The organism is Chitinophaga sp. CCNWYY40 (genome assembly GCF_037483205.1).
GTDB lineage: Bacteria > Bacteroidota > Bacteroidia > Chitinophagales > Chitinophagaceae > Chitinophaga > Chitinophaga ginsengisegetis.
In genome coordinates this window covers 351,156-368,682 of sequence record NZ_JBBHLF010000008.1, presented here as the reverse complement: position 1 = coordinate 368,682, position 17,527 = coordinate 351,156, and the positions used below count along the sequence as shown (strand labels likewise).

The following is a 17,527-nucleotide window of genomic DNA, read 5'->3' as shown; positions in this document are numbered from 1 at the left end:
CATTCAGCTAACAACTCCTCATCGCATTACTCCATTGCCGCCGGAGAAAGCTGCCATATCAATGAAGTAGAAGGCGTAATGCCCAGCTGTGGATGAAACCCCGCAGCGATGTCTATCCGCAGGGATCGCAGGAATAATATCACTGCCGCATTGTTATAAGCCTGACCGGATGCAATACCTATTTCCAGCGCCAGTTGCCGGATAATGCGGTAATAAGCGGATGCCTTCACGGAAGTAAATGCGCCCGTACAAATCACTTCGCCGGTTAGCAGGAAATCACGCGATGCTTCAAAGCCCACGCCGCCGCTATATACAACAGGCGTTTCTGCTGGTTTATACACATGAACGCCACCATGCCATTGCTCACTGATATGCCAGAGCATTCCGCCATCAAAGCTGATGTTACCGGTAGTCCCGAATCCCTGCACACTGGTAGCCTCGTAATTAAACTGCAACCCAACACCAGCCCTTCGCCCAAGCCGCATACCATACGCGCCACTCAGCCGCTGCTGATGCCAGGATGTATTACCCAGCCGCGTAATACTTCCCCCGAAAGCGCCTGCATGTACAGGAATAGCCACTATCGCCGCATACAACGAGGCGTCCTTTAACATGAACCTATTCTCGGTATAAATACCCGCTGTAAAAGAAGATAAACAGGATAAGCCGGCGGGATTGTACCACGCAGATATCACCTGCTGGAAATGACGGCTGTAACTGCCGCTGCCGGTATTCTTTCCCACGGGCGTCAGCAAGGGTTGCGCATGCAACAGCGCTATCCACCACGTGAATAAAAAGGTTAACGATAATTGTTTCATCAGGGAATTGGGTTTAACAATAAAAATCCGCAGACAAACGGGTTAACAAATTGTTGCCGGCGGATACAAAAATAAGCAGCGGAAATAACAGAAGTGTTAATGAAACATAAACACGCGGATTTGGCTTAAACACCCCTTTGTTTTGTCCGGATCGCCCTCACATAGAGCGATGCATTATTTTATCTTTGGGAAAGAATGTAGAAAAATCACTACCCATGAGAAATATCATCTATGGTATCAGTCTGAGTGCAGATGGTTGCTGCGACCATACCAAATTTGGTGGCGGCGAAGAAACCGTTCAGTATTTTACGGACCTCATGCAGGACGTTGACCTGATTATCTACGGCCGCAAAACCTATCAGTTGATGGTTCCTTATTGGCCTGAGGTTGCAAAAAACCAGTCCGGTACGAAAACAGAGAATGAATTTGCGCGAACATTTGACGCTATCGACAAAATTGTTTGTTCCCGGTCGTTAGACAACGTTGAAGGTAATGCAAGGCTTATCCGTGCAAACCTCGCAGAAGAAGTACTGAAACTGAAACAGGAACCAGGCAAAAATATTTCGCTTGGTGGTGTAAGCCTGCCTTCGGAACTGATAGCGCTTGGCCTGGTGGATGAATATTATTTCCTCGTTCATCCTGTCCTTGTCGGGCAAGGCAGACGGCTGTTTGACGATGCAAATTTTCAGGAGTCGCAAAACCTGCAACTGGCAGATTCGAGGACACTTAAATCAGGCTGTATAGCGCTTCATTACCTGAAACGCCGCTAAAACAACCCGTACAACTGTGAATCAATCCGGGAAATGATCTCTCCCAGATCTTCATCACTCTCCGGAAATTTATTCTTATCAATATCAATGATCAGCAACGGACCTTCTTTGTATTTCTCAATCCAGTTGTTGTAGTATTCGTTCAGGCGTTTCAGGTAGTCCAACCGGATATTCTCTTCATACTCCCTTCCTCTCTTCTGTATCTGCGCTACCAGGGTAGGCACAGATGCCTGCAGGTAAATCAGCAGATCCGGTGGCTTCACCATGCTTTTCAGCGTTTCAAAGAAATTGAAATAGTTATCAAAATCACGCTTGGTCATCAGCCCCATTTCGTAGAGGTTAGGCGCAAAAATATGTGCATCTTCATAAATGGTCCGGTCCTGTATAACGGTTTCTTTTCCGTTCTGCACTTCCAGCAGTTGCTTTAACCGGCCGTTCAGAAAATACACCTGCAGGTTGAATGACCAGCGGGGCATGTCTTCATAAAAATCGTTCAGGTAAGGATTGTGCTCCACATCTTCATATTGCGGATGCCATTTGTAATGCCTGCATAACATTTCTGTCAGCGTGGTTTTGCCCGCGCCGATGTTTCCGGCGATAGCTATATGTTTGATCTTATTCTGTTTTGCCATGCGATATGAAGTGGTTAATACTGAAAATAGCTACAGTTGGCGACTTTTTCAATAATAATTTATACCAATAAGTTTTTTCGCCTGTTGCAAAGTTTGTGCCGCATTCGCCCTGGCCTTCTCTGCACCGGCTTTCATAATCTTCTTCAGGTAGTCCGTATCGCGCTGCAGGTCTTTCGCCCTTTCGCGGATAGGCGATATAAACTTCACCATATCTTCTCCCAACTGCTTTTTCAGATCCCCGAAACGGATAGTCCCGGTATTCTTCCATGCTTCTTCATAGAAAGATACCACATCCGGCGCACACACCAGTTTCATCAGGTCCAGCAGGTTTTGTACAGAATCAGGGATTGGCGAACCAGGTTCACCGGAACCGCTGTCGGTTTTAGCTTTTTTGATCTTGTTGATGATCTTATCATCTTCGTCTGCCAGGTATAGCGTAGCCAGTTCATTCTCGCTTTTGCTCATTTTGCCGTTACCATCCAGGCTGGGGATACGTACCAGGCTATCGCCGTAGTTGAATGCCTCCGGTTCGGGGAACAGGTCACCATAGCGGTGATTGAAGCGCTGGGCGAAGTTACGCGCCATTTCCAGGTGTTGCCCCTGGTCCTTACCCACCGGCACTTTTACCGCGCGCTGGATCAGGATGTCCACGCTCATGAGTACAGGATAAGTAAGCAGCCCTGCGTTCACATTCTGCGGCTGCAACCGCACCTTATCTTTAAAAGTAGGTACTTTCTCCAGTTCACCTACATAAGCCAGCATATTCATCAGCAGGTACAGTTCCGCTATTTCGGGAATGTCGCTCTGCACATACAGCGATACCTTTTCGGGGTCCAGTCCTGATGCAATATTTTCCGCCAGTACCCGCATCACGTTCCCCGGAAGATCCTTCGGATCGGGATGGGTGGTGAGTGAATGCCAGTCTGCCACAAAAAAGTAGCAGTTAAAATCTTCCTGCATCCGGATATAATTACGGATAGCGCCAAAATAATTGCCTAAATGCAAATAACCGGTAGGGCGTATGCCGCTTACCACAATTTCTTTTTCAGTAGCCATAACAGGGCGCAATTTAAAGAATAGCTTTTAGCTTTTAGCCATTCACACCGGGCTGTTTTGTAAAAAAAACGCCAAAAGCCAAAAGCAGATGATCAAAAGCACTTTATTCTGTCCGTTTATCCCTAATTTTGAGATACTATCATATTTACCATTTATATTTCATTATCTTTTGATTTAATTTGATTATGGAAGTGAACGACGTACTGGTGCAGCAACTGGCCGATCTGGCCAGGTTGGAATTCAACGACCAGGAGAAGATTGAAATACGCGGCGACCTCCAGAGGATGATCACCTTTGTGGAGAAACTCAATGAACTGGATACCACCGATGTGAAGCCATTACTTCACCTGACAGATGATTATAATGTTTTCAGGGAAGATAAGGTTATACCGGTGATCACCCGTGAAGAGGCCCTGAAAAACGCACCTTCCGCTACTGAGGAATACTTTAAAGTGCCGAAAATAATAAAGAAATAACCCACATGGAAAAGTCCGTCATACACCTGGAAGGAATCAGGAAAAGTTATTTTCTCGGTAAAAATGAATTACCGGTGCTCAAAGGCGTATCGCTGGACATTTTCAAGAATGAATATGTAGCGCTCATGGGCCCCTCCGGCTCCGGGAAGTCTACCCTGATGAACATCCTCGGATGCCTGGATACCCCCACCGCGGGAAGGTATGTCCTCAGCGGACATGATGTAAGCAAAATGGAAGACAACGACCTCGCCATTGTACGTGGCAAGGAAATCGGCTTTGTATTCCAGCAGTTTAACCTCATGCCCCGCCTCACCGCCCTGGAAAATGTGGCCATCCCACTGATCTACGCTGGTGTGAGCAAAAAGGAAAGAGAGGAAAGAGCCATTGCCATGCTGAAAAAAGTAGGTCTTGGCGACCGCTATAAACATAAGCCCAATGAGCTGTCCGGCGGACAATGCCAGCGCGTTGCCATCGCCCGCGCGCTCGTTAATAACCCGTCGCTTATCCTCGCGGATGAACCCACCGGTAACCTCGACTCAAAAACGTCTGTGGAAATCATGGAAATCTTCGGTACCATCCACGCCTCCGGCAACACCGTAGTGCTGGTAACACACGAAGAAGATATCGCCGATCACGCCCGCCGCGTGATACGCCTGCGCGATGGCGTCATTGAATCCGACCGCGTCAACGAAAAAGTACACGCATAAAATATTTCAATTACAATGAAACGGCGTTACAGGAACCTTTCCCGTAACGCCGTTTTGCGTAATTTGCAACTGATCAACACCAACACCCATGTCTTTCAAAATATATACTAAAACAGGCGACAAAGGCAAAACATCCCTTATCGGCGGCACCAAAGTGCCTAAAAGCGATGTCCGCATTGATGCCTATGGCACCGTGGATGAACTCAACTCCTACATCGGCCTGGTAAATGACTACATCGCAGATCCGGACACCAAAAACCTCCTCCGCGAAATACAGGACCGCCTCTTTACCATCGGCGCCGCACTGGCCTGCGACCCCGACAAAGAAACCAAACTGAAAATACCGGACCTCCACGAAGCGGATATCACTCTCCTGGAAAAAAGTATCGACCAGATGAATGAAGAACTTCCTGAGATGAAATCATTCATCCTCCCCGGCGGACATGTAGCGGTATCTACCTGCCACATCGCCCGCTGCGTATGCCGCCGCACAGAACGCCTCTGCGTAGGCATGCAGGAACACGACCTGTTCATCGAACCACTGGTACTGAAATATATTAACCGCCTCAGCGATTATCTCTTTGTACTGGCCCGCTGGACAGGACACAAGCTGGGCGCTGAAGAAATCCCCTGGAAACCCCGGGTATAGAAAAATGCTTAAATTTGCCGCATGTTTACAGGAATCATAGAAACATTAGCAGAAGTAGTATCCACCAGGAAGGAAGGCGCTAACCTGGTGCTCACGATACAAACACCACTGGCAGCCGAATTGAAGATAGACCAGAGCGTGTCGCACAACGGCGTTTGCTTAACCGTTACCGGCATCCGGGGCGATACCTACGAAACCGTAGCGGTAGACGAAACCCTGCAGAAAACAAACCTCGGCCAGCTCACCCCCACACAATTTGTGAACCTCGAAAGAGCAATGGTGTTCAACGGCCGCATCGATGGCCACCTGGTGCAAGGCCATGTGGATAGCGTAGGAGAATGCCTCTCCTGCCAGGAACAGGACGGCAGCTGGTTATACCGCTTCCGCTACCCTACCGAATTCGCCGCGCTGATTGTGGAAAAAGGAAGTATTTGTCTTAATGGTATCAGTCTCACCGTGTTCAATGTAACCAACGATGAGTTCTCCGTTGCCATTATTCCATACACCTACGAATTTACCAACATATCCAACATAAAAGCCGGCAGCCTGGTAAACCTGGAATTCGATATTCTCGGCAAATATGTAGCCAGGCAAATGGCGGTAAGAGATTAACAGCCGGTGGCCCACCGGTGCTAAAACATTCCAAACCGCATGCTGAAATATCTCCTGCTTTGCACCATACTTTCTATCACCCTGCCGGCAATTGCCCGGCAGCCAAAAGTGGCGCGCATAGCAGCCTTTTATGATGCCGATGCAGTCACCGAATTGTACAACACCGCTCCCCTGGGCATCCGGATTATTTATACCGATAGCTCCACCCAGCAAACCACCGGCCTCCTCGAAGGAAACCTCCGCTGGAACAAACTAACCGTTACCAGCAACAACGGGCAAGTACAAAACGGTGTACTCCGTTTTAACAGGGAACAACTGGTAAAAGATAATTACCGTATAACCCTTACCGTTACTACACCCGACAACGCTACCCATCAAACCTCCCTGCAACTCCCGGCCATCACGGGTATCCGGTTCAATCATTACGCCGACAGCATAAAACGCGATATCCGTTTTTACCTGAATATAGAAGGGAAATTCAGCAGCGGGAAAGTATTTCCGTTAGATACTAACGCCATCAGGTTCGCCACCTCCGCAGGAAAAATAATAGGACAGGATTTATTACTCCCTAAAAATGATACATTAAAATCAGTAACCGTGGAAGCCTGGTATAAACACAACGACCGCCTCTACCTGCGATCGGTTATACCCGTGAAACAAGCGCCGGACGCCGATTCACTCATTATAAAAAATACGGACGACCTGTTTAAAAAGAAGAGAAGACACTAACTAGATCAACATACGCGATTTCAACTCCAGGTATTTATTCACCACGTTCAATGTCAGCTGCTCCGGAGGACTCAGCAACGACATAATACCATATTTCGCCAGCTCCTTTACAATCAGTTTCTTATCATATGCAAACTTCTGCGCGATGGTTTGCTTGTAAATCCCTTCCACATCCTGCACCGTTTGCTCTGTAACCCGCTTCAGTTCTGTATTCTCAAAGAATACCACCAGCACCAAATGGTAGCGTGCCAAACGCCGCAGAAAAGGCAGCTGCCGGTGCAAACTGGACATCGACTCAAAATTTGTATAGATCATCAGCAGTGACCGGGTAGATAAACTACTGCGCAACTGCACACTCAGCGCCTCGTAATCACTTTCCTGCCACAGCGTTTCCTGTGCATACAATGTTTCCAGGATCTTATTTACCTGCACTTTTTTATTGCTGGCAGGCAGTACCTCCACTTTATTTTCGGTGAAAGTAACCAGCCCCGCCTTATCACCTTTATCCACCGCCACATTGCTAAACACCAGCGATGCATTGATTGCGTAATCCAACAGTGACAATCCATTGAAAGGCATCTTCATATTACGGCCTTTGTCAATGATGGAATACACCTGTTGCGATCTTTCTTCCACATAATTATTGATCATCAGGTTACCGCTGCGCGCAGTAGCTTTCCAGTTAAGCATACGCACATCGTCGCCTTTTGTATAGGGCTTGATGTGATCAAACTCCATGCTATGGCCAATTACCCGGCGCTTGTGAACACCCAGCTCATTCAGCCGGTTCATATAGGAATACAACGCATAGTGTCGTAGCTGGTGATAACTGGGATACACGCTGATGGTTTGTTCATTATCAAAAATAAACCGGCGGCTCACAATACCCAATGCGCTTTTAACAAATACATTACTATAGCCAAAGTTATATAACCCTCTTTCCAGTGGACGCAACACATAGCGGAAACTATGTGAGCCTCCTGCAGATACTTTTGCTTTTAATAAAAAGTCGCGCTGCTGGAACTGAAGAGGCAATTCATCTATTACAGATACAAACACCGGAAACGGGTACCGGCTTTGAAAATCCAGCAACACCTCGTTATCATCCCCGTTGCTGAAACGGTTACTGGTTTTACGTTCCATCGATACAATAGTTGCCGGGCGCAGGATCAGCAGGATCATGTCCAGCAGTACAACACCCACCAGCACAATAAACGCAATAACAGCAATATTGAAAATACGCGGAATAAAAAACGAGATGATAAATAACAGGATATTCCCTCCCAGCAGGAAATAAAGCCTGTTGGTAAAAAAGAGTATCTGGAATAAATTATTCTTTACAGTGGCTGACATACTAATATCTTCTTGGGAGATGATTATCTCGGTACCTCTATCGTTTTTACGATCTGTGCAATCACGTCATCTGTTTTGATGCCTTCCATTTCTTTTTCCGGCGTCAGCATAATACGATGGCGCAATACGTGCGGTACCATTTCCACTACATCGTCAGGGATCACAAAATCGCGGTTCTTCATAGCAGCGGATGCCTTTGCACAGTTCATAACGGCAATGGATGCACGCGGCGATGCGCCGAGGTACAGCGAGGAATTCATGCGTGTTTCATTGATGATAGACGCGATGTAGTGAAACAGTTTTTCATCTACTACTACCTGCCGTACCAGGTTCTGGAATTCGATAATCTGCGTGGTAGTGACTACCTTGCTGATCATTTTTGTAAGATCCGTTTCCCCGTTGAAATGATGGATACTGCGTAATACCGCTACTTCCTCTTCCAGGTTAGGATACCTTACTTCTATCTTAAAGAGGAACCTGTCCAGCTGCGCTTCCGGCAACCGGTAAGTACCTTCCTGTTCAATCGGGTTTTGTGTGGCGATCACCATAAAGGGCCGGTCCAGCGACCAGGTGGTACCGTCGTTCGTGATCTGTCTTTCTTCCATTACTTCAAACAATGCCGACTGCGTTTTGGCCGGGGCACGGTTTATTTCATCGATCAGTACGAGGTTACTGAAAACGGGTCCTTTCTTGTATTCAAACTCCCTTGTTTGCGGGTTAAAAACGGAAGTGCCCAATACATCCGCCGGCATCAGGTCGGGTGTAAACTGGATACGGCTGAAGTCCGCATCCACACACTGCGCCAGCAATTTTGCGGTGAGTGTTTTTGCAACGCCGGGAACACCTTCAATCAGCACATGTCCCTGTGTAAGCAAACCTGCTATCAGCAGGTCCACCATCTGATGCTGTCCTACAATTACTTTACCGATCTGCTCCCTGATGGCTTCCACACCTTCATGCAAGGCAGAAAAATCAGTCCTGGGTTGAAATGTATTGGTATCCATTATTTATTCGTGTTTATATAAAATTGTTGAATGCGGTTATAAAAATCTTTCAGATCATCATCACTGATATTTTCTTCCAGCTGGATATGATGCACCATCTGTAACAACGCCCTTATTTCCCCTTCCGGCACCAGCGACTTACGCGCCAGCGATGCAATGAATTCATCATTCAGCACATTGGTATTGAGGTAATAACGGGAACGTATATACTCCATAAAATGAATGATCATTTTATGCGCCAGGTTATAGTTGTTATGTTGCTGATAATACAGCTGCCCGATAGCGTCCACAAACTCCAGCGAAGTATTGGTCACCGGTGGTTTATCAGGGATGATCCGTTGCCGGCGCTTGCTTTCAAATACCACGTAAAGCAGCAGCAATACCACCGCCAGCCATAATGCCCAGCGCATGGAGGCATACCGCATCAGCACCTGCCACTCACTGAAATCGCCTGATTGCGCGCTATGCTGACTGTTATAAAAATCATCCCAGTATACATTACCCGCGTCGTTGATCAGGTACGACATCTGTGTTTCCAGCGCCTTCACGTTTTGTTTGTGCAGCAGAAAGTAATTCGTAAAGGTATATGGATTCAGCAGGAGGTAAATGAAACCACTGCGGTATTCAATACGGATAAAATTGGGCTTGTTTTTATAATTGTAGCCAAGTATGTTGGTGGTGTTACTATCTACCGCTGAAAAATAATTCCCGCTCACCATACCAGGATAGCTGAAGGAAGTATCCATTGGAATGGTTTCATCGGCATACCGCTGCACGATGCCTTCTTTTTTGGATTGCATGTTATTGCTTTCCACCGTTACAAACTTCAGGTGCTTTTCCAGCAAGGGGTCCGGTGTATTCATGGCAATAAACAGCTCATTTCCCCGCGATACGTAATCCAGCATGGCGTCTATATCGCTTTCTGTAGTAAAGAGTTTGTCTGCAACCAGGATATATACGTTGTTCCTGAATTTCAGCTCACTGTCTTTATCAAAAGTGCGGGCAAATGGTTTGGTTACCACCTGTACAGAATTTCTCATAAACAGCTGGGGCAGCATTTTAAAGGCAGCATAGGCGCCTCCTGCTTTTTTATCCTTGCTGTAAAAAGAAGACTGTGTCATATCTGTGGATTGCTCATTCTTTTTATTGGCGAGGTTTCCACTCACCATTACCAGTACTACCAGCAGGAGCAAAACGAACAGGACGATATATAGAGGTTTGTTCTTCACGAAGCTTTTCCGATTGTGTTATTAAAATCCCTGAACTCCTGGTTAATATTCCTGAAATTTTCTTCACTCACCTCAAATCCGCCATACCAGATATATTCATAATCCAACGTCAGCGTAGCAAATTTTTTATAGTAGGGAGAACTCCGCATGCTGCGCAGGTAATCGTTATTGGTTTTTTCTCTCCCGGGCACTATCAGTTCCCGTCCGGCCAGCTGAAACAGCGTGTACAGGTACCACCAACGGATGGCCTGTCTTGTTTCCCCGGCGGCTATCGCCGCTTTGATCTTCTCTTCATATTCCTGTGCGCTTTGCAGGTCTTCTTCGGGTACTTCTGTTAAACCTTCTATTAATTGTGGTTTACGGAAGAAGCTCATGCCATTGCTTTTCATAAACCAATACACCAGGAAGCCCAAACCCGCCAGCAGCAATAGCATCACAATGATGCGGATAGCGCCGATCGATGAAAATAACGCCATTAAAAAACGCTGCATCCAGGTATTATCTTTGGGCGGCTCCGGTGGTATATCCCTGTATTGCAGTTTCTTGTTTTCTTTCAGCGATTTCACGAGCGAATCCGGCACCTCGCGCAATTCAAATGGCGGGATTTCTGTTGCGTATTCATGTTCGCCTTCTGCACGCTCCTGGTCTACGGCGATGGTAGCGAAGCTGTCTTCCGTTATCCTTGCCTGCAGTAAACTGTCGTATTCTTCTTTGGTTTGAGCGGTGTTCTCATATTGCGCCATGCTTTGCATGGAACAACAAAGCAGCAGTAACAGCAGGCCGTATTTAATCCGGAAAAAATTATTCATGTTACTGCTTTGAAAGGATAAATGGTGTTAATACTTTCCCTTCCGCACTCAATCGATATCCTTTTTTATGCAGGTAAATGGGATAGAAAATAAAATAGCCCAGTATAAAAGCCAGTGATGCCAGGAGGATAAAAAGACTTACCGCCAGCGGCATTTCCGTATACCGGGTTACAAAGCTTTCCAGGAAAGCGGCTACAATGAATACAGGAATGAGGGTTACCATGATTTTGATACCGTCTTTGGCGCCTTTACGCAGGGAATCGATCCGTTTGCGTGTACCGGGAAAAAGAATACTTTTTCCCATGATAATGCCTGCGCAGGCGGCAATCACAATACTGGATATTTCCAGCGTGCCATGTATCCAGATCACGAGGATAGATTTCCAGCCAAGCCCGTGCGAAAAGAAGATATACTGGAAAACGCCCAGCATCACGCCATTGCGCACCAGCAGGTACAGTGAACCAACGCCCAGGAAAATACCTCCTATATAACAATAGAAGGATACCATGATATTGTTGTAAGCGATGCGGAAAAACATCAGTATCGGGTTACCGTCTTTATACACGCCGAAAGGATCTTTATTGGCAATGTTCCGTTCCGTCATGTTTACATACTCATCGCCCAATACGCCGCGCACAAAGGTTTCATCATGCGCTGATGAAAACGCACCGATAATACAGAACAATAAAAAGAAACAGAGCGTAAATAATAAGAGGCGGTGATGTTTACGGAACAACAGCGGTAATTCGTATTTAAAAAACAACTGGAAACGTCCTACATCTTCTTTGCGGTTCTGGTAAATACGATGGTAGATACCTGCTGCCAGGCCGTTGATATAACGGGTTACTTTACTGAAGCTGTAAAAAGTTTTAGCGTAAGACAGATCATCTAGCAGTGATACAAATCTTTCCGCCATTTCATCAGGGTCATCTGTTGGTTCCTCCTGGTATTTTTTCCAGCGGGACAGATTTTTTTTGATAAACAGCGATTCTCTCATAGTGAGTCCTTTCCCTTTTAAAAAACAGATATCACCTACAGTAATGGGTTACTAATGGGGGAATACCGGCAAACATACTAAATCGTTCAACAATATATCAACAAATATGTAAATTTGAGTATGGCAGATATAAAAATACCGACTTCTTTCAATATAGACCTGGAATTTGAATCAGCAGACATCATGAAAAGATTCCTGGCCTGGCTCATTGATTTCGCCATCCGTTTTTTTTATTACCTGGTGGCGTATATGACCTTGAGCTCTTTTCGTATAGAAATGGAAGGGCATGTAGGCATCTACTTCTTCCTGGTACTGCTGCCCCTGTTGTTTTATTTCCCGGTGGCGGAAATTGGTATGAAAGGACAAACACCCGGCAAAAAAATGCTGCACCTGCAGGTGGTAAGTATGACGGGCAACCAGCCAAGTGTGAGTCAGCACCTGATAAGATGGATATTCCGGATCATAGAAACGCCGCTGTATTTTTTCGCGCTGGTACCTGTAATTATCCCGACAGTATCTATTGTGCGCACGCCTTATAACCAGCGGTTGGGCGACCTGGTAGCCGGCACCATCGTGATCAGCACCAAAAGAAAAGGCAGTATAGAAGAAACCATCTTCCGGGATCTTTCCCACAGCGATTACAAACCGCAGTTTCCACAGATCATGAAGCTGTCTGACAGGGATATGAACAAAGTGAAAGACCTGCTGGACCGCGCGCTGAAGGCGAAAGATGAAGACCTCGCAGCCCGTGTGGCGATGCGGGTAAGAGAGGTACTACATATTGAAACCGAAATGCCTAATACACATTTCCTTGAAACAGTGCTGAACGACTATAATTACTACACTACTAAAGAACATTAAAAAAGGCGGCTGATTATCTCAGCCGCCTTTTTCTTACAGTTATTTTGATCAGGCCGTTTTTCCTATCGAATTCAGATCCTCATTTACATTATTAAAACGGGTGGGATCGCCTGCCGGTCCTTTGTACACAATGGTACGGTCAAATGCCAGGATAGGATAAAATACGATACCGAGCAATATCAGCCCTACCGTAAATCCTTCTGTTTTACCAAAGCTTTTGCTGAGCAGGTTGGTTGCCCAGATACCCCAGATGATTCCCACATAAGGAATACACATCAGGATTACCCAATACCAGGGTTTGCCAATAATCTGGGTGAGGACATAAACGTTGTAGATAGGGATAATCGCTTTCCAGCCTTCCTGGCCGGCTTTCTCGAATATCTTCCACAAACAGATGATAAAGAAGACAGCAACCGCTAAACAGAAGATGATAAAACCAGTACCGAATATGGCGCTAAAAACGCTGCCGCCTTCATAAGTGGTTGTTTCCATAATTGAGGTTTATATTGTTTTAAAAATGAATGATGACAATACTTAGGATACGTTTGCATTCCAAATATATATAATTTTTCCCATTACATAGCGTAATCAGTATTAGCCCCAAAAGAATGCGTATTCCTACGGTTTTAAAAAAAGTTTCAACATTTCTGTTGCTAATATTTGGATATTCAGCGCATTATATTACCTTTGCAACCGGCAAGTCTTATACGACCAGCTCCTACTGAACTCCCCCAGGACAGGAATGTAGCAAGGGTAGGTGGTTGTAGCGGTGCGATATAAGTAACTTGCCTTTTTTTTCTTTTTTTATTGTCATTAGTTGCTTGTCAATAGTATCTGGTTGCTATTTTCTCCACCTCTTTCACTAATGACAGCTTCTCCTCAAATGTTCATTTCCTGACAACTAATTTATCATAGTATGAAATTCTTTATCGATACGGCTAATCTGGCGCAAATCAAAGAAGCTCACGATCTTGGCGTTCTGGACGGCGTAACCACCAACCCTTCCCTGATGGCTAAAGAAGGCATCAAGGGTGAAGCTGCAATTATCAAACATTACGAAGATATCTGCGAAATAGTAGATGGTGATGTGAGTGCAGAAGTATTATCTACTGATTTTAAATCTATCATTGAAGAAGGTAAGAAACTGGCTGCTATCCACCCGAACATCGTGGTGAAAGTACCTATGATCAAAGACGGCGTAAAAGCCATCAAATGGTTTACCGACAATGGTATCAGAACCAACTGTACGCTGGTGTTCTCTGCCGGTCAGGCTATCCTGGCTGCAAAAGCAGGCGCAGCTTACGTTTCTCCATTCATTGGCCGTATTGACGATACCAACTGGGATGGTGTGGAACTGATCGCACAAATTGCACAGATCTACAGCTTACAGGGTTACAAAACTGAAATCCTGGCCGCTTCTATCCGTAGCGCACTCCACATTGTAAAATGTGCTGAAGTGGGCGCCGACGTATGTACCTGCCCGTTAGAATCTATTCTCGGTCTGCTGAAACATCCGTTAACTGATATCGGCCTGGCTAAGTTCCTGGAAGACGCAAAGAAAATGTAGTCTCAATATTTTTTAGATGGTGTATCCCCGGTGCAGTAATTGCGCCGGGGATTTTTTTATCCAACACCCTGATATTTTTCCCTCCGGGAGATGATCATGTTTTGTTGGAGAATTTATCTAAATTCAGTGCTTATATCCACGTAAACCCGGTAACACACTAAACGAAAAGCTAATGGGAAAATACATTCTTTCGCTGGATCAGGGCACCACCAGCTCCCGCGCCATTATTTTTGACCATGATGGCAGCATCAAAGCAGTTGCCCAGAAAGAATTCAAACAGATATTCCCGCAACCCGGCTGGGTAGAACACGATGCTATGGAAATCTGGACTTCACAAGCCAGCGTGGCAGCAGAAGCCATCCTTAAATTAAGAGTAACCGGTGAAAGCATCGCCGCCATTGGTATCACCAACCAACGCGAAACCACCATTGTGTGGGATAAACGGACCGGCAAACCTATACACAATGCGATTGTATGGCAAGACAGGCGCACCGCCGCCTATTGTGATTCCCTCATCAAAGAAGGAAAAGAACAACTCGTCAAAGATAAAACAGGTCTTCGTATAGATGCCTATTTCTCCGGCACCAAAATAAAATGGATCCTGGACAACGTTCCCGATGCACGCAGAAAAGCAGAAAACGGGGAACTCGCCTTTGGTACCGTCGACAGCTGGCTGGTATGGAATTTCTCCAACGGCAAACTCCACATTACTGATGTGAGTAACGCCTCCCGCACCTTGCTGTTTAATATCCACGAGATGCATTGGGACAATGAACTGCTTGCCCTCTTCGATATTCCTGCGTCCATGCTGCCGGAAGTAAAACAGTCCAGCGAAGTATATGGTTATTCAGAAGCCAATCTTACTCCCTACCGCATTCCCATTGCCGGTATTGCCGGCGACCAGCAGGCGGCCCTCTTCGGGCAGTTATGCACACAGCCCGGCATGTTAAAAAACACCTATGGCACCGGTTGTTTTATGGTATTGAATACCGGCGATAAGCCCATTCCTTCCAAAAACAACCTGTTAACCACCGTGGCCTGGAAAATAAATGGCAAAACCACTTACGCATTAGAAGGCAGTATTTTCATTGGCGGCGCCGTAGTACAATGGCTCCGTGATGGTCTTGGCATCATCCGCCACTCTGCTGATGTGGAAAAACTCGCCGCTACTGTACCTCACAGCGATGGCGTATACCTGGTGCCGGCATTTGCAGGTCTTGGTGCACCTTACTGGAACCAGCATGCACGCGGCACAATGGTGGGCCTGACCCGTGGCTCCACTGCCGCACATATTGCACGTGCGGCCCTCGACAGCATCGCCTTTCAGACAATGGATGTGATGAAAGCAATGGAAGCAGACGCCGGTATGCCCATCACCGAACTCAGAGTAGATGGCGGCGCCACAAAAAATAACCTGCTCATGCAATTCCAGGCCGACCTGCTCAATGTCAGGGTAGTACGTCCCACCATCACAGAAACAACCGCACTGGGGGCCGCCTACCTCGCCGGACTCGCCATCGGCTTCTGGGACAGCATCGAAACCATTGCGCAGCAATGGAAAATAGATGCCACTTTCGACGCGGCAATGGAGCCCGCGGAAAACGAACGGCTGCGCAAGGAATGGAAACGCGCCATCCGGGCAGCGCAGGCATGGACCGAAGAATAAGTTTATCCACGTTTATCAATATTCATTTCAGCTTATGTCACCTTATTTAGCAGAACTAATCGGCACCGCATTCCTCATCGTACTGGGCGATGGAGTAGTGGCCAGCGTGATCCTCAACAAATCCAAAGGCAACCAGGGCGGCTGGATCGTTATCACCCTGGGATGGGGCATGGCCGTATTCATCGGCGTATATGCCACCGCTAAATACAGCGGCGCCCACCTCAACCCTGCTGTTACCTTTTCACAGGCGTTGCAGGGGAAATTCCCCTGGGAAGAAGTGCCTGCCTATGTAGCCGCTCAACTGGCCGGTGCTATGCTGGGCGCCTTCCTGGTATGGCTCACCTACAAAAAACACTTTGATGAAACGCCCGATGCCGACACCAAACTGGGCGTGTTCTGCACCATTCCGGCCATCCGCAATCCGAAGTACAACTTCCTCACGGAGTTCATCGCCACTATGGTATTCATCCTGGCTATTTCTTATATCACCGGCCCTACCGCCGGCATCGGCTCGCTTGATGCACTGCCTGTAGCCTTCGTGGTGCTGGCCATCGGCTTGTCGCTCGGCGGCCCCACGGGTTATGCCATCAACCCGGCGCGTGATCTGGGGCCACGGCTTATGCACTTCCTCCTGCCCATTCCAGGCAAACGCAACAGCGACTGGAGCTATGCGTGGATCCCTGTTCTCGGCCCGCTGGCAGGCGCAGCGGCGGCAGCGTTCCTGTATCAATACTGGCTTCATTAAGTGCGGAGGTTGTTGCGAAGGTTGTCCCGGTACCCTGATTACGCTGATTTTACGGATTGACTTTTTGTGATTATGAGGGATTTTCGGAAGATTTGGAGAGATTGACGGGGATAACTGGGATATTTAAAGATTGACGGTGAGATACTTAGCTTATACTTTGCGGATGCTTTGCACATGCTTGATACATACTTAGCACATGCTTAATACATGGAGATAACGCGGAGGTGACGTGGAGGGGATGTGGACTTGATCTGAAGACCCTTTATCACAGGGCATTACAGAGGAAAGAAGGTAGGCTGGTTATTCATGGGGGAGCTATATAAGTGAACCGGTGTCCTGATATACTGATGAAAGTAAGTGAGCGGCATTGCTGCTCATCTTTTTTAATTATTCAAGAAATAACGATGGTAAAAGCCTTCTAATTTTAGTAAATCTTCCGGAAATCCTTCAAAAATCAAAAATAAACCAATTCTCCGGAGACAGGAATTAAAATCTGGTCAAGACATGAATCTCCTCAAATCTTCCAAAAAACTCCGGTAATACCAAAAGCTAATCAGTAAAATCAACCTGATAATGGTCACAGGGCAACACGCTATCCATCCGTCTTCCAAATCTTCTATAAAATCTCCTGTAATCACAAAAAGCCACTTGGTAAAATAAGCGCTGCAGGATCATCTTCGCTCTCTTCAAATCTCCCTATCTTCCAAAAATCCTTCCCATAATCACCAAAAACCAATCCGTAAAATCAGCCTAATCAGGGTACCAGAAAAGCCTCCGCCCTCTTCAATCTTCCAAAATCTTCCGAAAATCCCTCATAATCACGAAAAGCTAATCAGCAACATCACGG

The 17,527-nt window shown here is 46.6% G+C and carries 19 protein-coding genes and 1 other RNA gene; 11 read left to right on the top strand and 9 right to left on the bottom strand.

All coding sequences use genetic code 11. The annotated features are described in order from the left end of the window. Window positions 1-26 precede the first annotated feature (26 nt). Window positions 27-818: a hypothetical protein gene (locus V7S65_RS29405; RefSeq protein ID WP_336389086.1), complete on the bottom strand. Its 792-nt coding sequence runs from the start codon at window positions 816-818 to the stop codon at window positions 27-29. 215 nt (window positions 819-1,033) lie between these two features. Between V7S65_RS29405 and V7S65_RS29400 the strand changes: the two genes are divergently transcribed. After that, a complete protein-coding gene (locus V7S65_RS29400; protein ID WP_336389087.1) occupies window positions 1,034-1,588 on the top strand; it encodes a dihydrofolate reductase family protein in 555 nt (184 codons plus the stop codon). Here the strand turns inward: V7S65_RS29400 and V7S65_RS29395 are convergent. Together V7S65_RS29395 and trpS are read right to left on the bottom strand one after the other, a co-directional pair. Continuing rightward, window positions 1,585-2,220 carry a deoxynucleoside kinase gene (locus V7S65_RS29395; RefSeq protein WP_079470695.1) on the bottom strand — a complete coding sequence of 212 codons (636 nt, stop codon included), beginning with the start codon at window positions 2,218-2,220 and terminating at the stop codon, window positions 1,585-1,587. The two genes, V7S65_RS29400 and V7S65_RS29395, sit on opposite strands and share 4 nt — an antisense overlap. A gap of 48 nt (window positions 2,221-2,268) precedes the next feature. After that, the gene (trpS, locus tag V7S65_RS29390) at window positions 2,269-3,276 is read right to left on the bottom strand and encodes a tryptophan--tRNA ligase (protein ID WP_336389088.1); all 1,008 of its coding nucleotides are present in this window, start codon (window positions 3,274-3,276) and stop codon (window positions 2,269-2,271) included. Between the two features lie 185 nt (window positions 3,277-3,461). Between trpS and gatC the strand changes: the two genes are divergently transcribed. The 5 genes from gatC to V7S65_RS29365 all read left to right on the top strand — a co-directional run bounded on the left by gatC (window position 3,462) and on the right by V7S65_RS29365 (window position 6,449). Then, window positions 3,462-3,752: an Asp-tRNA(Asn)/Glu-tRNA(Gln) amidotransferase subunit GatC gene (gatC, locus tag V7S65_RS29385; protein ID WP_079470697.1), complete on the top strand. Its 291-nt coding sequence runs from the start codon at window positions 3,462-3,464 to the stop codon at window positions 3,750-3,752. A gap of 5 nt (window positions 3,753-3,757) precedes the next feature. Further along, window positions 3,758-4,459 (top strand): ABC transporter ATP-binding protein, encoded by a 702-nt coding sequence (locus tag V7S65_RS29380; RefSeq protein WP_111577847.1) that lies wholly within the window; start codon window positions 3,758-3,760, stop codon window positions 4,457-4,459. An 88-nt stretch (window positions 4,460-4,547) separates the two neighbouring features. Beyond that, window positions 4,548-5,108, top strand: coding sequence for a cob(I)yrinic acid a,c-diamide adenosyltransferase (locus V7S65_RS29375; RefSeq protein WP_079470699.1), 561 nt, complete (start codon window positions 4,548-4,550; stop codon window positions 5,106-5,108). Window positions 5,109-5,129: 21 nt separating this feature from the next. Continuing rightward, the gene (locus tag V7S65_RS29370; RefSeq protein WP_336389089.1) at window positions 5,130-5,720 is read left to right on the top strand and encodes a riboflavin synthase; all 591 of its coding nucleotides are present in this window, start codon (window positions 5,130-5,132) and stop codon (window positions 5,718-5,720) included. A 39-nt stretch (window positions 5,721-5,759) separates the two neighbouring features. Then, window positions 5,760-6,449 carry a hypothetical protein gene (locus V7S65_RS29365; RefSeq protein WP_336389090.1) on the top strand — a complete coding sequence of 230 codons (690 nt, stop codon included), beginning with the start codon at window positions 5,760-5,762 and terminating at the stop codon, window positions 6,447-6,449. Here V7S65_RS29365 and V7S65_RS29360 read toward each other — a convergent pair whose 3' ends face one another. Genes V7S65_RS29360 through V7S65_RS29340 form a run of 5 tightly spaced genes read right to left on the bottom strand, consistent with a single transcriptional unit; the run spans window position 6,450 to window position 11,841 of the window. After that, the gene (locus V7S65_RS29360; RefSeq protein WP_111577850.1) at window positions 6,450-7,802 is read right to left on the bottom strand and encodes a DUF58 domain-containing protein; all 1,353 of its coding nucleotides are present in this window, start codon (window positions 7,800-7,802) and stop codon (window positions 6,450-6,452) included. A gap of 23 nt (window positions 7,803-7,825) precedes the next feature. Beyond that, window positions 7,826-8,806, bottom strand: coding sequence for an AAA family ATPase (locus V7S65_RS29355; RefSeq protein ID WP_079470703.1), 981 nt, complete (start codon window positions 8,804-8,806; stop codon window positions 7,826-7,828). After that, complete coding sequence (locus V7S65_RS29350) at window positions 8,806-10,035, bottom strand: DUF4350 domain-containing protein (RefSeq protein ID WP_336389091.1); 1,230 nt, start codon at window positions 10,033-10,035, stop codon at window positions 8,806-8,808. Before V7S65_RS29350 ends, V7S65_RS29355 begins: the two co-directional genes overlap by 1 nt. Beyond that, window positions 10,032-10,844, bottom strand: a complete 813-nt coding sequence (locus tag V7S65_RS29345; RefSeq protein WP_336389092.1) for a hypothetical protein — start codon at window positions 10,842-10,844, stop codon at window positions 10,032-10,034. Before V7S65_RS29345 ends, V7S65_RS29350 begins: the two co-directional genes overlap by 4 nt. 1 nt (window position 10,845) lies before the next feature. Next, window positions 10,846-11,841: a stage II sporulation protein M gene (locus V7S65_RS29340; RefSeq protein WP_079470706.1), complete on the bottom strand. Its 996-nt coding sequence runs from the start codon at window positions 11,839-11,841 to the stop codon at window positions 10,846-10,848. A gap of 120 nt (window positions 11,842-11,961) precedes the next feature. Between V7S65_RS29340 and V7S65_RS29335 the strand changes: the two genes are divergently transcribed. After that, complete coding sequence (locus tag V7S65_RS29335; RefSeq protein ID WP_111577854.1) at window positions 11,962-12,702, top strand: RDD family protein; 741 nt, start codon at window positions 11,962-11,964, stop codon at window positions 12,700-12,702. A gap of 48 nt (window positions 12,703-12,750) precedes the next feature. On the opposite strand, the gene V7S65_RS29330 is transcribed toward V7S65_RS29335, so the two are convergent. After that, complete coding sequence (locus V7S65_RS29330) at window positions 12,751-13,194, bottom strand: DUF5684 domain-containing protein (protein ID WP_079470708.1); 444 nt, start codon at window positions 13,192-13,194, stop codon at window positions 12,751-12,753. A 202-nt stretch (window positions 13,195-13,396) separates the two neighbouring features. On the opposite strand from V7S65_RS29330, the gene ffs reads away from it, so the two are divergent. The 4 genes from ffs to V7S65_RS29310 all read left to right on the top strand — a co-directional run bounded on the left by ffs (window position 13,397) and on the right by V7S65_RS29310 (window position 16,680). Next, window positions 13,397-13,496, top strand: an RNA gene (gene ffs / locus V7S65_RS29325) — signal recognition particle sRNA small type. A 122-nt stretch (window positions 13,497-13,618) separates the two neighbouring features. Beyond that, window positions 13,619-14,269: a fructose-6-phosphate aldolase gene (gene fsa / locus V7S65_RS29320; protein ID WP_079470709.1), complete on the top strand. Its 651-nt coding sequence runs from the start codon at window positions 13,619-13,621 to the stop codon at window positions 14,267-14,269. Window positions 14,270-14,441: 172 nt separating this feature from the next. Further along, window positions 14,442-15,935: a glycerol kinase GlpK gene (glpK, locus tag V7S65_RS29315; protein WP_336389093.1), complete on the top strand. Its 1,494-nt coding sequence runs from the start codon at window positions 14,442-14,444 to the stop codon at window positions 15,933-15,935. Window positions 15,936-15,969: 34 nt separating this feature from the next. Further along, window positions 15,970-16,680, top strand: a complete 711-nt coding sequence (locus V7S65_RS29310) for an MIP/aquaporin family protein (protein ID WP_079470711.1) — start codon at window positions 15,970-15,972, stop codon at window positions 16,678-16,680. Window positions 16,681-17,527 lie beyond the last annotated feature (847 nt).